The sequence below is a fragment of the Arthrobacter sp. TMN-49 genome (assembly GCF_054511095.1).
Map to the genome: position 1 here is coordinate 1 of NZ_JBTNDH010000007.1, position 17,559 is coordinate 17,559.

General features: G+C 62.9%; 17 protein-coding genes and 1 pseudogene. 14 read left to right on the forward strand and 4 right to left on the reverse strand.

Annotation, left to right across the window (positions count from 1 at the left end; all coding sequences use genetic code 11):
* Positions 1-312 precede the first annotated feature (312 nt).
* Positions 313-894 carry a dihydrofolate reductase family protein gene (locus ACX80E_RS04645; RefSeq protein WP_459300741.1) on the reverse strand — a complete coding sequence of 194 codons (582 nt, stop codon included), beginning with the start codon at positions 892-894 and terminating at the stop codon, positions 313-315.
* An 85-nt stretch (positions 895-979) separates the two neighbouring features.
* Between ACX80E_RS04645 and ACX80E_RS04650 the strand changes: the two are divergent.
* From ACX80E_RS04650 to ACX80E_RS04715, 14 genes and pseudogenes are all read left to right on the forward strand, one after another.
* A pseudogene (locus ACX80E_RS04650) lies at positions 980-1,212 on the forward strand (transposase); the annotation flags it as partial.
* Positions 1,213-1,373: 161 nt separating this feature from the next.
* Positions 1,374-1,862, forward strand: a complete 489-nt coding sequence (locus ACX80E_RS04655) for an SRPBCC domain-containing protein (protein ID WP_459300742.1) — start codon at positions 1,374-1,376, stop codon at positions 1,860-1,862.
* A gap of 105 nt (positions 1,863-1,967) precedes the next feature.
* On the forward strand, positions 1,968-4,079 hold the full coding sequence (locus tag ACX80E_RS04660) for a tetratricopeptide repeat protein (protein ID WP_459300743.1): 2,112 nt from the start codon (positions 1,968-1,970) through the stop codon (positions 4,077-4,079).
* On the forward strand, positions 4,069-5,085 hold the full coding sequence (locus tag ACX80E_RS04665) for an HAD-IIA family hydrolase (protein WP_459300744.1): 1,017 nt from the start codon (positions 4,069-4,071) through the stop codon (positions 5,083-5,085). Before ACX80E_RS04660 ends, ACX80E_RS04665 begins: the two co-directional genes overlap by 11 nt.
* Complete coding sequence (locus ACX80E_RS04670; RefSeq protein WP_459300745.1) at positions 5,082-5,273, forward strand: hypothetical protein; 192 nt, start codon at positions 5,082-5,084, stop codon at positions 5,271-5,273. The genes ACX80E_RS04665 and ACX80E_RS04670 overlap by 4 nt, the downstream gene beginning before the upstream one ends.
* Entirely contained in the window at positions 5,270-6,100 is an 831-nt protein-coding gene (locus tag ACX80E_RS04675; protein ID WP_459300746.1) for a TlyA family RNA methyltransferase, read from the forward strand. The genes ACX80E_RS04670 and ACX80E_RS04675 overlap by 4 nt, the downstream gene beginning before the upstream one ends.
* A gap of 45 nt (positions 6,101-6,145) precedes the next feature.
* The gene (locus ACX80E_RS04680) at positions 6,146-7,222 is read left to right on the forward strand and encodes an NAD kinase (RefSeq protein WP_459300747.1); all 1,077 of its coding nucleotides are present in this window, start codon (positions 6,146-6,148) and stop codon (positions 7,220-7,222) included.
* Positions 7,219-8,946, forward strand: coding sequence for a DNA repair protein RecN (gene recN, locus ACX80E_RS04685; RefSeq protein WP_459300748.1), 1,728 nt, complete (start codon positions 7,219-7,221; stop codon positions 8,944-8,946). Before ACX80E_RS04680 ends, recN begins: the two co-directional genes overlap by 4 nt.
* Before the next feature lie 59 nt (positions 8,947-9,005).
* A complete protein-coding gene (locus tag ACX80E_RS04690; protein WP_459300749.1) occupies positions 9,006-10,712 on the forward strand; it encodes a CTP synthase in 1,707 nt (568 codons plus the stop codon).
* Complete coding sequence (locus tag ACX80E_RS04695) at positions 10,712-11,398, forward strand: NUDIX domain-containing protein (RefSeq protein WP_459300750.1); 687 nt, start codon at positions 10,712-10,714, stop codon at positions 11,396-11,398. Before ACX80E_RS04690 ends, ACX80E_RS04695 begins: the two co-directional genes overlap by 1 nt.
* Positions 11,365-12,351, forward strand: coding sequence for a site-specific tyrosine recombinase XerD (gene xerD / locus ACX80E_RS04700; RefSeq protein ID WP_459300751.1), 987 nt, complete (start codon positions 11,365-11,367; stop codon positions 12,349-12,351). Before ACX80E_RS04695 ends, xerD begins: the two co-directional genes overlap by 34 nt.
* Positions 12,352-12,435: 84 nt before the next feature.
* Positions 12,436-12,798 carry a bifunctional 4-hydroxy-2-oxoglutarate aldolase/2-dehydro-3-deoxy-phosphogluconate aldolase gene (locus ACX80E_RS04705; RefSeq protein ID WP_459300752.1) on the forward strand — a complete coding sequence of 121 codons (363 nt, stop codon included), beginning with the start codon at positions 12,436-12,438 and terminating at the stop codon, positions 12,796-12,798.
* A gap of 70 nt (positions 12,799-12,868) precedes the next feature.
* Positions 12,869-14,224, forward strand: coding sequence for a GntP family permease (locus ACX80E_RS04710; RefSeq protein ID WP_459300753.1), 1,356 nt, complete (start codon positions 12,869-12,871; stop codon positions 14,222-14,224).
* 196 nt (positions 14,225-14,420) lie between these two features.
* Positions 14,421-14,996 (forward strand): 8-oxo-dGTP diphosphatase, encoded by a 576-nt coding sequence (locus ACX80E_RS04715; protein ID WP_459300754.1) that lies wholly within the window; start codon positions 14,421-14,423, stop codon positions 14,994-14,996.
* Here ACX80E_RS04715 and ACX80E_RS04720 read toward each other — a convergent pair.
* The 3 genes from ACX80E_RS04720 to prpB form a co-directional block, all read right to left on the reverse strand.
* Entirely contained in the window at positions 14,964-15,293 is a 330-nt protein-coding gene (locus tag ACX80E_RS04720; protein ID WP_459300755.1) for a cupin domain-containing protein, read from the reverse strand. The two genes, ACX80E_RS04715 and ACX80E_RS04720, sit on opposite strands and share 33 nt — an antisense overlap.
* A gap of 162 nt (positions 15,294-15,455) precedes the next feature.
* A complete protein-coding gene (locus tag ACX80E_RS04725) occupies positions 15,456-16,595 on the reverse strand; it encodes a bifunctional 2-methylcitrate synthase/citrate synthase (protein WP_459300756.1) in 1,140 nt (379 codons plus the stop codon).
* Between the two features lie 34 nt (positions 16,596-16,629).
* Positions 16,630-17,559, reverse strand: coding sequence for a methylisocitrate lyase (prpB, locus tag ACX80E_RS04730; protein WP_459300757.1), 930 nt, complete (start codon positions 17,557-17,559; stop codon positions 16,630-16,632).

Sequence of the window (17,559 nt, forward strand, 5' to 3'; positions counted from 1 at the left end):
AAGACCCACAGCGCCGATGGTACTGCATTCGTGAGGATGTGGGAGAGTAGGACACCGCCGGACAACACGTAAACAGGTAGAGGCCCCACACCCCAGGTGTGGGGCCTCCCTTACATTAACAACCAAACAACCACGGCCACCCCCAAAGGGTGGCCACAACCATTTAACGGCTCTTCGTGGTTCGTGGGTGTAATCGCCGGCTGGATGTCGGCTGGCGCGAGGGCCCCGGGGTAGCGATGGGCAAACGCAGCCGGAGGCCCGATCTTGTGTCACCGTTCGCAATGGACTTCTTCGCGTAGCCGCTCAGATCGGTCAACGGCGCACCTGATAGCGCAGGTGAAGCACGCGGTTGCCCTGAATCACCACGTCGGGATCCTCCAACAGGTGCTGTGCGTGGACCGACCCGAAGTAGCGTTTGCCGGACCCGAACACGACGGGTACGACGTCCATGCGTACCTCGTCAACCAGGCCCGCGGCAAGCGCCTGACCACCGACGTCGCCAGCGGCGACCTCGACGATGCGGTCACCCGCGAGCTCCTGCGCCTTGGCCACGGCTGCCTCGACGCCGTCTACGAAGTGAAACGGCGCCTCGGGGTCCCAACCTTCGGGCTTGGGCCGGTGCGTCACGACGACGATGTGGTCGATCCCTCCCGGAGGCGTCCCGTCCCAGCCGTCCGTCAAGTCGAAGACGTGGCGGCCGACGATTGTCACCCCGATCTGGTCCCAGTACGGCCGGGTGTAGTCGTAGGAGGTCTGCGAAACCTTCAACTCGCCGCTCTCGTCCAACGGGACGTCACCGCTGGTCAACCAGTCGAACAGCGGTCCGGGCTGGTCGTTCTCGTCCGCGACGAAGCCGTCCACCGGCACCGTGCTGTTCATGACCACCTTGCCCACGGGGCGCTCCTTTGCTTTGGAATGCACAATATAGCAGTTCTTCACAGGCGAGGGTGTAGCGGGCGTGTGAAGTCGCAGGCGTTCCCCTTCTGCGCTGAGCGAGGTGATCACGCTGGTCCGAACGCTGTAGAAGCGCGCCGTCGACGCACTGGCCTACTTCGACCGACCGACCGTCCGGGCACCGGCAACGGCCCAACCGTGGTGATCGACGGACGACTCGAACACCTTCGCGGCACCGCCCTCGGGTTCCGCAACCCCACCAACTACATCGCCAGATCGCTACTTGAGACCGGAAGCTTCAGGCCGCTGCTACAACCTGGATTATGGAGAGCCCAATTAACGGGCGCCTTTTTGTCACAGGCGGAGCGATCCCAAGGCTCATTGACGCGTGTCGTGGGGAAATTGTTCCAGAGGGTCTGCGGAATTCTCCTGCCGGGACGGGTCATGCGATACGTGCGCCAGCGACGTAAGGTTAGTGAATGCCAAATCTATTTTCCCACGCACACGAACCCGACTATGTGTCACCTCGGGCCGCAGAAACGTTTGAACAGTCAGTTGTCATAGATGTTCCCGGCGACCAAGCATTTGATGGATTTACAGATGCGGTGCACCTTTGGTGGCCCGTTGGTGAGCAGAGTGTCTTTGGTGACGGCAGCCATGTTGCTATTCTGCGCGACCACTTGGTCGAGGAAGCTGACGACGGCGAAGAAATTGTGTGGGCGGATGTTGAGGAGTGGGAGTCGCCTGGGTTCATCAAGTTGCAATGGACTTTGGGTCAGGAACAGTTCGGCAGTTCAGAGATTGAAATCCGGTTTGAGTCAGTTGATGGGGGCATGACACGAGTCAGGATCGATTACCAGCAAGTTTCTGGGCAGGATTCGGCCTCCGACGGCGTGTTTGTCTGTGATTGGCCACTCATCTTGTCCAGATACGCCAGATTCATGGGTGGGGCCGTCAAGCTCGACTAGACTAGTAGATGGACCAATAGGTCCAGAGATTTTTTCAAAGATCATCAAGAGTGAAGAGCGGCTGTTACTGTGCCAGTTAGTGCGCTCGAAGGTTTAGGAGTCGGCATGGCTGAGCATTACGAAGGAAAGAGCGACAGTAACTCTCGCGGACGCGAGAACAATGGTAGCAACGGCCGGCCTTACGGGGACCGTCCGGCTACAAATGACCGCCAACCGGCGCGTCCCTACGGTGATCGTCCGGCGCGCAGCAACGATCGCCCCGCATACGGCGACCGTGACAACCGCGGCGGTCAGGGTGGACGCCCCTCGGGCGACCGTCCCTCTTACGGTAGCCGTGATGACCGCGGTGGCCAGGGTGGACGTCCTTCAGGCGACCGTCCCTCCTACGGTGACCGCGACAACCGAAGCGCTGACCGTCCCATGGTGAACGGGCGTCGTGAAGATCGCAAGCCGTTCGGTGACCGTGACAACCGCGGTGGCCAGGGTGGGCGTCCTTCAGGCGACCGTCCCTCCTACGGCAACCGTGATGACCGCGGTGGCCAGGGTGGGCGCCCCTCAGGTGACCGTCCCTCCTACGGTGACCGCCCCGCACGCAGCAACGACCGCCCTTCATACGGTAACCGTGATGACCGCGGTGGCCAGGGTGGACGCCCCTCGGGCGACCGTCCCTCCTACGGGGACCGCCCCGCACGCAGCAACGACCGTCCCTCCTACGGTAACCGCGATGACCGCGGTGGCCAGGGTGGGCGTCCTTCAGGCGACCGTCCCTCCTACGGTAACCGTGACGACCGTCCGGCACGATCAGGCGGCGACCGTCCCTACGGCGATCGCCCGGCACGCAGCAGCGACCGTCCTTCAGGGGACCGTCCCTCCTACGGTGACCGTCCCTCCTACGGTGACCGTCCGGCACGCAGCAACGACCGTCCCTCATACGGTAGCCGCGATGACCGCGGTGGCCAGGGTGGACGTCCTTCGGGCGACCGTCCCTCCTACGGCAACCGTGACGACCGTCCGGCACGATCAGGCGGCGACCGTCCCTACGGTGACCGTCCGGCACGCAGCAACGACCGTCCTTCAGGCGACCGTCCCTCCTACGGTGACCGTCCGGCGCGTAGCAACGACCGCCCCTCAGGTGACCGCCCCAGCCACGGCGCACGCGAAGACCGCGGACCCCGCACGGCACCGGAGCGCAACGCCGGCGATCTGCGTAGCTCCAACCGCCCGGACCGCGACCGTTCACCGCACATCGACAGCGATGTCACAGGTGAGGAGCTGGACAAGGTTACCCGCGCCCAGCTGCGGATCCTGGACGCCCGCAACAACGAATGGGTTTCCAAGCACTTGGTCATGGCCGGGCGTTTGATCGACTTCGAACCTGAGCTGGCTTTCGAGCACGCACTGGCAGCGAGCCGTCGTGGTGGCCGTTTGGCGTGTGTTCGTGAAGCAGTGGCCATGACGGCCTATGCAGCGGGCAAGTACGACGAAGCCTTGCGTGAATTGCGCACCTACCGCCGCATCAGCGGCTCCAATGATCACCTGCCGATGATGGCAGACTGCGAACGCGGTCTGGGCCGCCCGGACCGTGCACTGGACTTGATCAAGTCCGAGGACGCAGCAACGTTGGACACCGCCGGCAAGGTGGAATTGGCCATCGTTGAATCCGGCGCCCGTGGCGATCTTGGCGAACTTGATGCTGCACTGTCAGCCCTGGAGATCCCGCAGCTGGACATCAACCGCGCGTTCTCCTTCAGCCCGCGCCTGTTCCGTGCCTACGGCATGGTGTTGCGCGCAGCTGGTCGTAAGGATGAGGCCAAGACATGGGAGCGTCAGGCCCTGGTGGCCGAGGAAGCCTTGGGTATCGACGACAGCACCGACCAGATCATCATGGACCTGGGCGATGACGAAGATATCCCGTTGGACTCGCCGCGCGTTCGCGTGCGCGTTTCCGATGTCATGGCTCCGGCCACGGCACCTGTAGCCAACGACGCCGGAACGTTGGCAGCTGCCGAGCTCACCTTCACCGATGCCGACGCGGCAGGACAGGACGAGCCGAACGTGGACGACGCCGAGCCGGCCTACTTCGAATCCGACGATGCTGATTCAGATGCAGACAGTGCCGACGAGGACAGTGCAACAGCCGAGTCCGACGACGATTCAGCCTACGGTGCATCCGCCGAAGGCGAGGATTCCGGCGAGCTCCCCAACAGTGAGCGCTAAGAATTTGCTCACTGAATATGACGCGGTTTTGGCGGATCTGGACGGCGTGGTTTACGCCGGTCCGGCCGCCATTCCCGGCGCCATTGACGCGTTGTGCGGCCTTGCGGCGCTCAACGTAAAGCTGGCGTACGTGACTAATAATGCTTCACGTACGCCGGCGCAGGTCGCTGCGCATTTGCGCTCGCTTGGCGCCCCTGCCGACGACGATCAAGTGGTGAGCTCGGCGCAAGCTGGCGCCGCCCTCCTGGCCCAAAAGTTTCCGGCCGGAACGAAGGTTCTGGTCACCGGCAGCACCGCCCTGGCGCAAGAGGTGCAGGCCCTTGGCATGGTGATTGTGGCGGGCGCCGCCGATTCTCCTGACGTCGTCATTCAGGGCTTTGATCCGGAACTGGGTTGGGCTGATTTGGCCGAGGCCAGTTACGCCATCAACGCCGGCGCCGTCTGGATCGCCACTAACACTGACATGACCATTCCCCGTGACCGTGGCATCGCCCCCGGCAACGGGACGTTGGTCGCGGCGGTGCGTGCCGCCGTCGGCCATGATCCCTTGGTGGCAGGAAAACCCGAGGCTCCGCTCTTCCACACGGCAGCCAACCGGCTAGGCGCGAAGGCGCCACTGGTGGTGGGGGACAGGCTGGACACCGACATTCTAGGCGGCAACAACGCCGGTATGGCCACGGCGCTTGTCCTCACAGGTGTGGATTCGGGCGAGACCGCGCTGCGTGCCAGTACGGCTCAACGGCCCATGTTCATCATTCCCACGCTGGCGCAGCTGTACACCGCCTACCCGGACATTGCGTTCGACGGCGCAAAAGTGACCTGTGGTGCCGCTGCCGCGACAGTCGTGAAGGGCAACGCTGGCGAAACGGCGGACACCGTCCACATTGCCGGGCGCTCCGATGATCCGGATGCGTGGCGGGCCGCCTGTGCTGCCTGGTGGGCAGCAGTTCCCCAGTCTGATGCGGCCACCACACCCGTCATCACCTGGCACACGTTCCTCCCATGAATGCCGTAGCCAACGGGGCGTCCCAACCGACAGGCGATGCCGCCGTTGATGCCCTCGTGGGGTTGGCTGCCCAGGCTGGACAACGTCCGGTGGGGGAGCACAAGGAGCTGTACGCTACCGTCTTGGCAGCTTTGGAAAGTGAACTCAACGCGGACCCTGCAGCTGCGCTTAAAGGAGCATCCTCATGACCCGTCTGGACCAAGAGTTGGTGAACCGCGGCCTGGCCCGTTCACGGACGGTGGCGGCAACTCTCATTAAGGCCGGCCGGGTCACCGTTGACGGTGTGACTGCGGTAAAAGCCGCACACACTGTTACGGCGCAGATGCTGCTGGAAATTGCCCAGGGCACCGAAGTCGACTATGTTTCCCGTGCCGGCCACAAGCTTGCCGGTGCCCTGGCGCATTTCCCGCACGTGAGCATTGCCGGGAAACGCTGTTTTGACGCGGGCGCGTCAACGGGTGGATTCACCGACGTTTTGCTTCGCAACGGCGCAGCCGCGGTTGCTGCCGTGGATGTGGGGCACGGTCAACTGGTGGATTCGCTGCGCAACGATCCGCGCGTGGAAGTCTACGAGGGCCTGAATATTCGCTACATGCACCCCGAGGACATGGGCGGGGCAGCGGACCTGACAGTGTGTGACCTTTCCTTCATTTCCCTGACGAAGGTCATGGGCCCCTTGACCTTGGCCACCAAGGAGGGCGGCGAGCTGCTGCTCATGGTCAAGCCCCAATTCGAGGTGGGCAAGGACCGTTTGGCCCGCACCGGTGTTGTCAGCAGTGAGAATGAACGACGCCGGGCGGTGGCCCTGGTTGCCTCGGCCGCCGTCGCCAATGGGCTGCGTTTGCAAGGCATTGGAACCAGCCCGCTGCCTGGCCAAGATGGAAATGTTGAGTATTTTCTGCTTGCGAGCCGCGAAGTGTCGGGGCCTGCGCCTAAGATCGAAGAACAAGAGCTGGCAGTGGAGACGCTGCTGGCCCAACTCTGGCCCGCTGCATTTGGGGCCGGCAACAGGTAATCGAGTAATAAGTTCTCCTGCTACAACGTGATGAGGAAACAGCACATGACACGGCGAGTCTTGATTCTGGCCCATACTGGCCGTGAAGAGTCGATGCTGGCAGCCCTGGAGGCGTGCGTGGAACTTCATGCAAACAGTATTGTTCCCGTCATGTACGCCGAAGAGCTGGCGGACATGACAGGGTACTTGGGGGTATCCAGCGTCAAAATGGAAATCTTGGACAGGGATGTCACCCTGGCCGACATTGAACTTGTCATGGTTCTGGGCGGCGACGGAACAATTCTGCGGGCCGCAGAGATTGTCCGCGACTTCGACCTGCCCCTGCTGGGCGTCAACCTGGGCCATGTGGGGTTCCTGGCCGAGAGCGAACGCGAAGAGCTCATCCAAACCGTTGCGGCGGTGGTGCAGCGCAAATACTCCGTTGAGGAACGCATGTGCCTGGATGTTCTCGTCAAGGTCGCCGGCAAGGTGGTGGCGCACACCTGGGCCCTGAATGAAGTTGCCCTGGAAAAAGGCAACCGCGAACGCATGATTGAAGTTGTCACTGAGGTGGATGGCCGGCCGCTGACGTCCTTTGGCTGCGACGGGGTTGTCATGGCCACCCCCACAGGATCCACGGCCTATGCGTTTTCCGCCGGCGGGCCGGTGGTGTGGCCCGGGGTTGAAGCCCTGCTCATGGTCCCCATCAGCGCTCACGCACTCTTTGCCAAGCCGCTGGTGGTGGCGCCCACCTCCACCCTGGCTGTTGAAGTCCTCACACGCAACGGCGCCTACGGCGTCATATGGTGTGATGGCAGGCGCACAGTGGACCTGTTGCCCGGTGCCCGCATCGAGGTCACCCGTTCCACCAAGCCGGTCAAACTGGCCAGGACGCAGCAATCCACCTTCTCCGAACGTCTGGTGCGCAAGTTTGAGCTGCCCGTTCAAGGGTGGCGCGGCCCCTCCGCCGAGGAGGCTCAGCCAACCACCACCCAGCTGCCGATCATCAACACCCTTCGCCCCAAAACGTCCCTGGAAGGTCCACGCACCGGGCCCATTCCGCAGCTCCCCGACCTGAGGATCCCGCCGCAGGAGAGCCAGTACTCCGGCACCCAGGGCTTCTACGGGGAGGAGAGTAAATGATTGAAGAAATCCGCATCCGTGACCTCGGCGTCATTTCCGAATCAACGCTTCCGCTGGGCCCGGGCCTGAGCGTCGTCAGTGGCGAGACCGGCGCCGGCAAGACCATGGTGGTGACCGCCGTCGGACTTCTGCTGGGAAACCGGGCAGATGCCGGGGCCGTGCGCAACGGGGCAAAGAGCGCCTCCGCCGAAGCCACGTTGACCCTGCCGGCAGGCCATCCGGCGCTGCTGCGTGCCGTCGAGGCAGGCGCCGACATCGACGAGTTTGACGGTGGTGCGCAACTGATTCTGGCTCGTACAGTCAGTGCCGACGGGCGCAGCCGGGCCCATGTTGGCGGGCGCAGCGCCCCCATCGGCGTGTTGAACGAGCTGGGGGAAGCCCTTGTTGCCGTGCACGGGCAGTCGGATCAAATCCGGTTGAAGAACCCGTCGGCGCAGCGCGTGGCCTTGGACAAATTTGCCGCTGAAGCCAACAAGGGATTTACGGCCAAATTGGGCAACTATAAGTTGGTTTTCGAGCGGTGGCGCGAAACCCAGAGCGAACTGGCGCAGCTGCGCGCGGCCAGCCGGGAACGCCTGCGCGAGGCTGAGTCCCTGGCAACAGCCCTGGCCGAGATTGATGCTGTTGAACCGCTGCCGGCGGAGGATGAGCTCCTGAAGGCCCAGGCCGTGAAACTGGGGAATGTTGAGGAACTGCGCAAAGCCACGCTGGGCGCCCACGAGGCACTGAGCGCTGCCGACTACGGCGACGGTGTCGATGCCGGCGCCCTGGTGGACACGGCCAAGCGCCTGGTGGAGTCCGTTGCGCAGAGCGATGAAGAACTAACCCAAACCGCCAAGCGGCTGTCCGAGGTGGGCTACTTGCTCGCCGACATTGCCCGGGACTTGGCCAGCTACGCAACCTCCTTGGACACGGACGGGCCAGGGCGGCTGTCCGAGGTGGAGGACCGCCGCGGCGCACTGGCCGTTTTGGTGCGCAAATATGCCCCGAGCATTGATGAAGTCCTGGCCTGGGCCGACGCCGCACGGGTTCGGCTGGCGGAGCTGAGCGATGATTCCGGCAGGATCGAATCCCTCGAGGCGCAGGAAGCAGCCGCCTTGGCGGAGCTGGGCGTCCTGGCAGCCGACGTTACCGCCTTGCGCAGTTCGGCCGCACTGAAGCTGGCCAAGGCCGTCAGCGCCGAACTGAAGGCGTTGGCCATGCCGGACGCCAAGCTGGTCATCGAGATTAGCCGGGCCGAACGCAGCCTCCACGGTGAGGATGACATCGCCTTCCTTTTGGCCCCCCACGCAGGTGCCTTGCCGCGCCCGCTGGGCAAGGGCGCCTCCGGCGGAGAGCTGTCCCGTGTGATGCTGGCCCTTGAGGTGGTGTTGGCCGCTGTGGACCCGGTGCCGACGTTCGTCTTTGACGAGGTTGATTCGGGAGTAGGTGGCAAGGCGGCTGTGGAAATTGGGCGCAGGCTGGCCATGCTGGCCGAACATGTACAGGTTTTGGTGGTCACCCATCTGCCCCAGGTGGCGGCGTTTGCCGACCAACACATCCTGGTCACCAAGAGTTCTGTGAGCAAAAACTCATCAGGAATTACCACCAGTAATGTGCGGCTTTTGACGTACGAGGAACGGGTTGTGGAGTTGGCCCGAATGCTTGCCGGGCAGGAGGACTCAGCGACAGCACAGGCCCATGCGAAGGAGTTGTTGGCGCAGGCGGCGCGCCCCGCAGCCTAAGACAAGGGGCCCCTGTACTCAACTTAAGTACCGTCCGCGAACGATTATTGGCTCATTAGATGATAGGCTCAAATTCCGTGGTGCAACGATCAAATTCCCGGTTCAGTGGTCAGTCCAAGACGACCAAACACATCTTCGTCACCGGCGGCGTAGCGTCCTCGCTGGGTAAGGGGTTGACGGCTTCAAGCCTCGGCCACCTGCTCCGTGCACGCGGCCTCTCGGTGACCATGCAAAAACTAGATCCCTACCTCAATGTGGATCCTGGCACAATGAATCCCTTCCAGCACGGTGAAGTCTTCGTTACTGACGACGGCGCCGAAACTGACCTGGACATTGGCCACTACGAGCGCTTCCTTGATGAAAATCTTGAAGGCTCAGCCAATGTCACCACCGGTCAGGTGTACTCGACAGTGATTGCCAAGGAACGCCGCGGCGAATACTTAGGTGACACCGTTCAGGTCATCCCGCATATCACCGACGAGATCAAACGTCGTATGCGCTTGCCTGCCGAGGGCAAGAGCGCCCCCGACGTCATCATCACCGAAATTGGTGGCACTGTTGGCGACATCGAATCCCAGCCATTCCTGGAGTCGGCACGTCAGGTGCGCCAGGACATTGGCCGCAACAACGTGTTCTTCGCCCATGTTTCCTTGGTGCCTTACATTGGCCCGTCCCAGGAACTGAAGACCAAGCCAACGCAGCACTCAGTTGCCGCGCTGCGCTCCTTGGGTATTCAGCCCGACGCTCTCATCCTGCGCTCGGACCGTCTCCTGCCCGAGGCCATGCACACCAAGATTGGCCGCGCCTGCGATGTTGACGTTGAGGCAGTCATTGGCTGCCCGGACGCGCCCAGCATTTACGACATCCCCAAGACACTTCACGCGCAGGGCCTGGATTCCTACATTGTGCGGGCCTTGGACTTGCCGTTCAAGGACGTCGACTGGACCAAGTGGGACAGGCTGCTAGAAGCCGTCCACAACCCGCTGCACCACATCGAGATCGCCCTGGTGGGCAAGTACATTGACCTCCCTGATGCGTACCTCTCGGTCACCGAGGCCCTGCGTGCTGGCGGGTTCGCCAACAGCACCAAGGTCAAGATCCGTTGGGTTCCCTCCGATGATTGCGCAACTGAAGCCGGTGCCCGCACGGCACTGGGCGACGTAGACGCGATCTGTGTCCCCGGCGGTTTCGGCATCCGTGGTTTGGAGGGCAAGCTTGGTGCGCTGAAGTTTGCCCGCGAAAACAAGCTCCCCACGCTGGGTCTTTGCCTTGGCTTGCAGTCGATGGTCATCGAGTACGCCCGAAACGTTGTTGGTTTGGAAGGCGCATCGTCCTCCGAGTTCGATGCCAACCCCACGTACCCTGTCATTGCCACCATGGAAGAGCAGTTGGACATTGTTGACGGCAAGGGCGATCTGGGCGGCACCATGCGTCTGGGCCTCTATCCGGCAGTGTTGGCCGAGGGTTCCGTCGTGGCCCAGACCTACGGCACCACCGACGTTTCCGAACGTCACCGCCACCGCTACGAGGTCAACAACAAGTACCGTGGCCAGATTGCTGACGCCGGGTTGGTGTTCTCCGGAACCTCACCGGACGGCAAGCTGGTGGAGTTTGTTGAACTGCCCCGTGAGATACATCCGTACTACGTGTCCACCCAGGCGCACCCGGAATTGAGCTCGCGCCCCACCCGGCCGCACCCGCTCTTTGCCGGTTTGGTGGCAGCTGCCCTGGATCGCCAGAACGCTACGCGGTTGTTGGAAGTCTAGTGACAACCCCCGGTACACCGTCGTGGACGGACACTGCGCACCCAGCGGGGGAGCCGGTAGCTGATGCGATCAGCTACCGACCCTTACAGTCCTCCTCGACGGTGTACCAGGGCCGCATCTGGGACGTGGTCTCAGACACGTTCAGCCTCACACCCGGAGCTAAACCACTCACGCGCGACTACATTGCCCATCCCGGGGCAGTGGCAGTTGTGGTGCTCAACGAGCACAACCAAGTCCTGCTGCTGAGCCAGTACAGGCACCCCGTTCAAATGGTCCTGTGGGAGATCCCGGCCGGGCTTTTGGATGTTGAAGGCGAGGACTACGTGGTGGGTGCTGCCCGGGAATTGGCTGAAGAAGCCGATCTGGTGGCGGCCCAATGGCATGTTCTGACGGATTTCTTTAACTCTCCCGGTTCCTCCAGTGAGGCGATCCGAATCTATTTGGCACGCGACCTTTCGGAGGTGCCCGAGGCTGACCGCCACGTGCGCACCGAGGAAGAAGCCGAAATCACGTTCCGCTGGGTTGACTTGGACGTTGCGGCCACGGCCGTGTTGGAGGGGCGCATTCACAACCCGTCCGCCGTCGTCGGCATTTTGGCTGCCGCACAGGCTCAACGCGACGGCTTTTCCGCCTTGCGCCCGGCCGGCTCGGCATGGCCCGAGCACCCGGCTCAGCGCCAACGGTGACATCTCCTGCAGCTTCCTCGGTGCTGGGCAGGAACATTCAAGATTATTTGCTCCACGTGGGTGTTGAACGCGGTTTGGCGCCCAATACTTTGCAGGCATATTCCAGGGATCTGCGCCGTTACGAGGAGTTCCTCGCCGCCGCCGGGGTGACCGAGCTGGGTCAGATCACCCGCCATCATGTCAGCGAGTTCGCCCAGGGACTCTCCGACGGTGCAGACGGCGGCTCAGCCCTGGGCTTGCGCTCGGTGGCGAGAACTGTGGTGGCTGTGCGCGGCCTGCACAAGTTCTGGGCCCTGGAAGGCATGAGCGCCGCGGACCCCGCAGCTGACGTCCACCCGCCCCAAGCCGGGCAGCGATTGCCCAAGGCCATTAGCGTGTACGACGTCACACGAATCTTGGAAGCCGCCGGTTCGGACTCACCCGCAGGCTTGCGCGATGCGGCCATGCTGGAATTCCTGTACTCCACCGGGGCGCGTATTAGTGAGGCCGTGGGGCTCGATGTTGATGACCTGGTGCTGCCCGAGACCCTCGATGAGGGGCCGTCACTGGTGCGGCTCTTCGGTAAGGGCTCCAAGGAGCGCATAGTGCCCATTGGTTCCTTTGCGTTGCGCGCCCTGGAGGCGTATCTGGTGCGTGGGCGCCCAGCTCTGGTGCTCAAGGGGGCCGGGACACCGGCGCTTTTCCTCAACGCCAGGGGCGGCCGGATCAGCCGCCAGAGCGTGTGGACAATACTCAAGGCGGCAGCCAACAAGGCACAGGTCCAGGCAGTCGTCTCCCCGCACACGCTGCGGCATTCCTTCGCCACTCACCTGCTCGAAGGTGGTGCCGACGTCCGCGTGGTGCAAGAACTCCTGGGCCACGCCTCGGTCACGACCACACAGGTGTACACGCTCGTCACGGCCGAGACGCTGCGTGAGGTGTACGCCGCGGCGCACCCGAGGGCGCTCGGCTAGCCTCTTTTGCAACTGACCCGCAGAAAACGCCGAAAAAACGCGATTTTGAGCCGTTTTTCGGCGTTTTCTGCGGGTTAGTTTCTGGTGACACCCGGGATTCGTCCCGAGGTTGCCAAGGTTGTTGCCGCGGCCGGGATTCCCTTCGCCTTGGGCGCCTTGACCCCCACCGAGGTGGCCATGGCGCTTGACCTGGGCTCCGCCGTCGTCAAGATTTTCCCGGCCCGCGCCATGGGCCCGGGATACCTCAGGGACCTCCAAGGTCCCTACCCGGGGGTGAAGTTGCTGCCCTCCGGTGGCATCGAGGCCGCCAATGCCAACGACTACCTGGCCGCAGGCGCCGTCGCCGTCTGTTGCGGAACGGCAGTGGTGCCGCCCGCCGTCGTCGCCGCCGGCACCTGGGCGGATATCACCGCCCGCGCCAGCGCGTTTACCGGCATTTTTCGCTAACCATCTTCTTTCGAAAGTGCCCTCATGACAGAGTCTATTAACTGGCTGCACCACGATACGGTGGGGGCTCTTGCTCCTGGCCGGCGTGGGCATCGCCATCCTGCTGGTCTTGTTTATCAAGGTCAAGCTTGAACCGTTTATTGCCCTGCTGGTGGTCGGTGTCCTCGTGGCGCTGGCCGGCGGCGTGTCCGTGCAGGATCTGGTCGGCTCCGCCACCAAGAGCAGTGACTCGATCATTGAAAAGGGTTTCGCCGGCATCCTTGGTCACATCACGGCCATCATTGGTCTGGGTACCGTGTTGGGTGCCATTTTGGAACGCTCGGGTGGTGCAGAGGTTCTGATGAGCCGCCTGGTCAAGGTCTTTGGCCACAAGGGGACGCCGCTGGCCATGGGTATCACAGGCTTTGTGCTCGGTATTCCCGTGTTCTTCGACATTGGCATTTTCGTGTTGGCGCCGCTGGTCTACGTGGCCGCCCTCCGTGGTGGCAAGTCGCTGGTGCTGTACGCCATGCCGCTGGTGGCTGGCTTGTCCGTCACCCACGCATTCCTGCCCCCCGCACCCCGGGCCCGTGGCCGCTGCCGGACTTTTCCACGTGGAACTGGGCTGGATCATCATCATGGGCCTGGCCTGGCCTGCGACATCCCGGCCTGGTTTGCCTCCGGCATTCTCTGGGGCACCTGGATTGGCAAGCGCGTCATGGTGGCCGTGCCCGAGGACAGTGTTATTGAGGAATCCGAGGAAGCCAAAGCTTTGGGCGACCCGGCGCTGGGCACTGTGCTGCTGTCCATTGGTTCGCCCATGATTTTGATCCTGGGTGGCACCTTCGGCAACGTCCTGCTGCCCGACGGCGGCCTGCGCACCACCCTGCAATTCCTGGGCAACCCGGCGATCGCCCTGACAGTGGCCGTGCTGCTGGCCATGTGGCTGCTGGGTACGCGCCGCGGCATGACAGTTGAAGAGCTCTCCGAGCTGTCCTCCTCCTCGCTGCGTCCTGTCGGCATGATCTTGCTGGTGGTGGGCGCCGGTGCATTCTTCGGTGCCGTCTTGGGTGCTACAGGTGTTGGCCAGGCTGTGGCTGACTCCCTGGCGACGGCGGACCAGCCGCTGCTGCTCTCCGCGTACGTCATCGCCGCCGGCATGCGTATTGCCCAGGGTTCGGCCACTGTAGCGATCGTGACCACCGGCGGGATCCTGGCCCCCAGCGTTCTCGCCGCCGGCTATTCGCAACCGCAACTCGCGTTGATTGTTATGGCGATCGCCTCCGGTTCCATCGTTGCCAGCCACGTGAACGACGGCGGCTTCTGGATCATCTCCAAGTACTTCAACATGTCCGTCAAGGACACCCTGAAGACCTGGACGGTGCTGGAGACTCTGCTCTCCATTGTGGGCTTCGGCATGGCAGCCCTGGTCTGGCAGTTCGTCTAGAAACTGATGCTCGACGGCGGTTTTCCGCCGGTGGTGTGCCACGGGGACCTATGACATTTCATGGGCCCCCGTGGCATGCCACCGACAATAGTGCCGGGCCGAAAAGCTCGATCTGCCAGCGCACTGGCGGCGTGCCAAACCGTCAGGGAGGGGAAGTTCCCTTCGCCACGACTCCCCGGTGCTCTAGGCTGGCTTCATGAGCGCACCCGTAACCCTGTGTTTCCTGATCCGTAGCCACCAAGGCGCTCGGCAGGTGCTGCTGGGGAAGAAAAAAACAGGCTTCGGGACGGGCAAGGTTGTTGGCATTGGCGGGCATGTCGAAGCGGGGGAGAGTGCGAGGCAGGCCATCTGCCGTGAGGTGGCCGAAGAAACGTCCATCGTGGTGGTTGAAGCCAATTTGATCCCGGCCGGCACGGTGGATTTTATCTTTCCGGCCCGGCCCGAGTGGGACATGTTCACCACTGTCTTCCTGAGCGAGACCTTCTCCGGCGAGGCGTACGAGAGCGATGAAATTGCACCCCTGTGGTATCCGGTGGGGGAGTTGCCCGAAGCGCAGATGTGGGCCGACGCCATCCACTGGCTGCCGGCGTTCCTGTCCGGCGGCAGGGGTCATTGGCGCATTGTCCTCAACGATGACAATGAGACAGTGGCTTCCAGTACCCACACTGCCGGGCGCGGTGGCGTCTCGCGGGAGCTGCGGGTCCCAGGCAACAAGTGCGACACAGATCCTAGGAGGAGGCTACGGTTTGGCTACCGTCAGCAGGAACGTTGAGTCTTCCAGAGCCTCCACGCTGTGGCGTGCGATGGGCACCACCAAGTGGTCCCCGGGGGAGCCTTCCCAGGTGACATCACCGGAAACCAGGGCTATGCGGCCGCTGAGTACCTGAACCGTGGCCTCTCCCGGGCTGTCGTGCTCATCCAGGCTGGTCCCCGCGGTCAGGGCAACCACTGTTTGGCGCAGGACACGCGCATGCCCGCCGTAAACTGTCCGGGAACTGCGGCCGCTGTTTTTGGTCTTGGCGGCTCCCAGAAGTTCCCGGGCCAGTGCCGTCAATGATGATTTTTCCACGATGCTCCTTACCGAACCGCTGTGATCTGCCGTGCGTCTACTTCACAGTACCTGCAAACACGTGAGCTGCGACACAGAATGTGCAAGGGTGGGGGCGGTTCAGCCCGGCAAGGAACCGCCGCCCGGCTCGGAAGAGGGGGACGGGCGGCGGCTCGGCGCAAACTACGCCAGGTGACGTTCGGGCACGCCGTTGTACGCGCTCAGCGGGCGGATCAGGGCGTTACTGGCCCGCTGTTCCATGATGTGAGCGGTCCAGCCGGTGATGCGGGAGGCAATGAAGATCGGCGTGAACATGTCAGTGGCAAAGCCCATCAGGTGATACGTGGGCCCCGCCGGATAGTCCAGGTTGGGCTTGATGGCCTTTGCCTCGTCCATGGCCTGCTCCAGCCCGTCATAAAGGCCCATCATTTCCGGGCGGTCATAGTGGGCGATCATGCGCTCCAGTGCAGCCTTCATGGTGGGCACCCGGGAATCGCCGTGCTTGTAGACACGGTGCCCAAAACCCATGACCTTCTTCTTGGCGGCCAGCGCATCCTCCATCCACGCCTTGGCGCGGGCGGCAGCATCCTCCCGAGGCTCGTCGGCGCGGATGCCAATCTCGTCAAAGGTGTGCATGACTGCCTCATTGGCGCCACCATGCAGCGGGCCCTTCAGCGCGCCGATGGCACCTGTCACGGCCGAATGCAGATCCGAAAGCGTTGAGGTGATGACCCGGGCCGTGAATGTGGAGGCGTTGAAGGAATGCTCGGCATACAGCACCATCGATATCCGGAAAGCGTCCGCCACATCCGGGGCAGCTTCCTCGCCAAAGGTCATCCATAAGAAGTTTTCCGAGTAGTTCAGATCCTCCCGAGGTTCCACCACACCCACACCACGACGGCGGCGCTGATCGTAGGCGACCACTGCCGGGAACTGGGCGAAGAGGGACTTGGCCTTCTCCAGTTCGGCATCGGGCGAGGAGTCATGGGCGAGGGGATGGTTGGCGCCCATGACCGAGACAGCCGTGCGGCCAACATCCATGGGGTGGCAGTTGCGGGGCAGCAAGTCAATCGCAGCCTTGACATTGGCGTCGAGGGAACGGTGTGACCGCTCAAAAGCCTCAAAAGCGCTCAGCTCGGCCGCCGAGGGCATCTCACCGGTCCACAACAGCAAGGCCACGGCCTCAAACGACGCGTTCGCGGCCAACTCCTGAACGGGGTAGCCGCGGTACAGCAACGAATTCGTGTCAGGATTGACCTTGGAGACGGCCGTGTAGTCAGCAACCACGCCGGCAAGGCCCTTGCGTACTTCTTGTTCACTCACAGTTGATGCTCCCTTGATTTAATGCGGGCTGGTCCTACAGAGTCGAATTGTTGCCGGTGATGTCCAAGCTTGGCACGGAGAAGTTAAAGATGCCTGTATCAAACCGGTTATACGCCTCGTAGTCAACCAATTCATAGAGTCGGGCCCGGGTCAGCATGTCCGGCACGGCGGCTTCCTGGCTGCCGTGGGCAGCAATGGCGTCCAAAACACGCTCGGCAGCCCCCATGGCGCTGCGCAGCAACGTGACCGGATAGATGATCATGGCGACCCCGGCGTTGGCCAAGTCATCCCGGGTGAACAGCTCACTCTTGCCAAATTCGGTCATGTTCGCCAACACGGGCACGTCCACAGCATGGCAAACAGCCTCAAATTCGGCGACGCTTTTCATGGCCTCGGGGAAGATGGCATCGGCTCCGGCATCAACTAGCGCCTTGGCCCGCTCGATGGCCGCCTGCAAGCCGTCCACGGCCCGGATATCGGTGCGGGCCATGATCAGGAAGTTCTCATCCCGGCGGGCATCGGCGGCGGCAGCAATCCGCTTGACGGCAGTATCCAAATCCACCATGTTCTTCCCGTCCAGATGGCCGCACCGCTTGGGGTTGAACTGGTCCTCGATGTGGCAGCCAGCCAGTCCGGCGCTCTCGAGTTCCTGGATGGTGCGGGCCACGTTCATGGGCTCACCAAATCCCGTGTCCGCGTCGATCAGGCACGGCAGATCCGTCATGCGCGCGATCTGCCCGCCGCGGGCAGCCACCTCGGTGAGCGTGGTCATGCCAATGTCGGGGAAACCCAGGTCGTTGGCGAGCACAGCACCGGAGATGTACACGCCGTCGAACTTCTTTTCCTCGATGAGGCGGGCCGAGAGCGGGTTGAAGGCTCCCGGGAACTGCACTGCTGCGCCCGGCACGAGCATGGCGCGTAGATCCCGGCGCTTCTGCTCGGGAGTTTTCTTGGAGTACAGCAT

Bases quoted from the DNA above. Each gene is read 5' to 3' on its own strand.
- ACX80E_RS04655 (WP_459300742.1), top strand. From the start codon at position 1,374: ATGCCAAATCTATTTTCCCACGCACACGAACCCGACTATGTGTCACCT.
- ACX80E_RS04660 (WP_459300743.1), top strand. From the start codon at position 1,968: ATGGCTGAGCATTACGAAGGAAAGAGCGACAGTAACTCTCGCGGACGC.
- ACX80E_RS04670 (WP_459300745.1), top strand. From the start codon at position 5,082: ATGAATGCCGTAGCCAACGGGGCGTCCCAACCGACAGGCGATGCCGCC.
- ACX80E_RS04675 (WP_459300746.1), top strand. From the start codon at position 5,270: ATGACCCGTCTGGACCAAGAGTTGGTGAACCGCGGCCTGGCCCGTTCA.
- ACX80E_RS04680 (WP_459300747.1), top strand. From the start codon at position 6,146: ATGACACGGCGAGTCTTGATTCTGGCCCATACTGGCCGTGAAGAGTCG.
- recN (WP_459300748.1), top strand. From the start codon at position 7,219: ATGATTGAAGAAATCCGCATCCGTGACCTCGGCGTCATTTCCGAATCA.
- ACX80E_RS04690 (WP_459300749.1), top strand. From the start codon at position 9,006: ATGATAGGCTCAAATTCCGTGGTGCAACGATCAAATTCCCGGTTCAGT.
- xerD (WP_459300751.1), top strand. From the start codon at position 11,365: ATGGCCCGAGCACCCGGCTCAGCGCCAACGGTGACATCTCCTGCAGCT.
- ACX80E_RS04715 (WP_459300754.1), top strand. From the start codon at position 14,421: ATGAGCGCACCCGTAACCCTGTGTTTCCTGATCCGTAGCCACCAAGGC.
- prpB (WP_459300757.1), bottom strand. From the start codon at position 17,559: ATGCTGTACTCCAAGAAAACTCCCGAGCAGAAGCGCCGGGATCTACGC.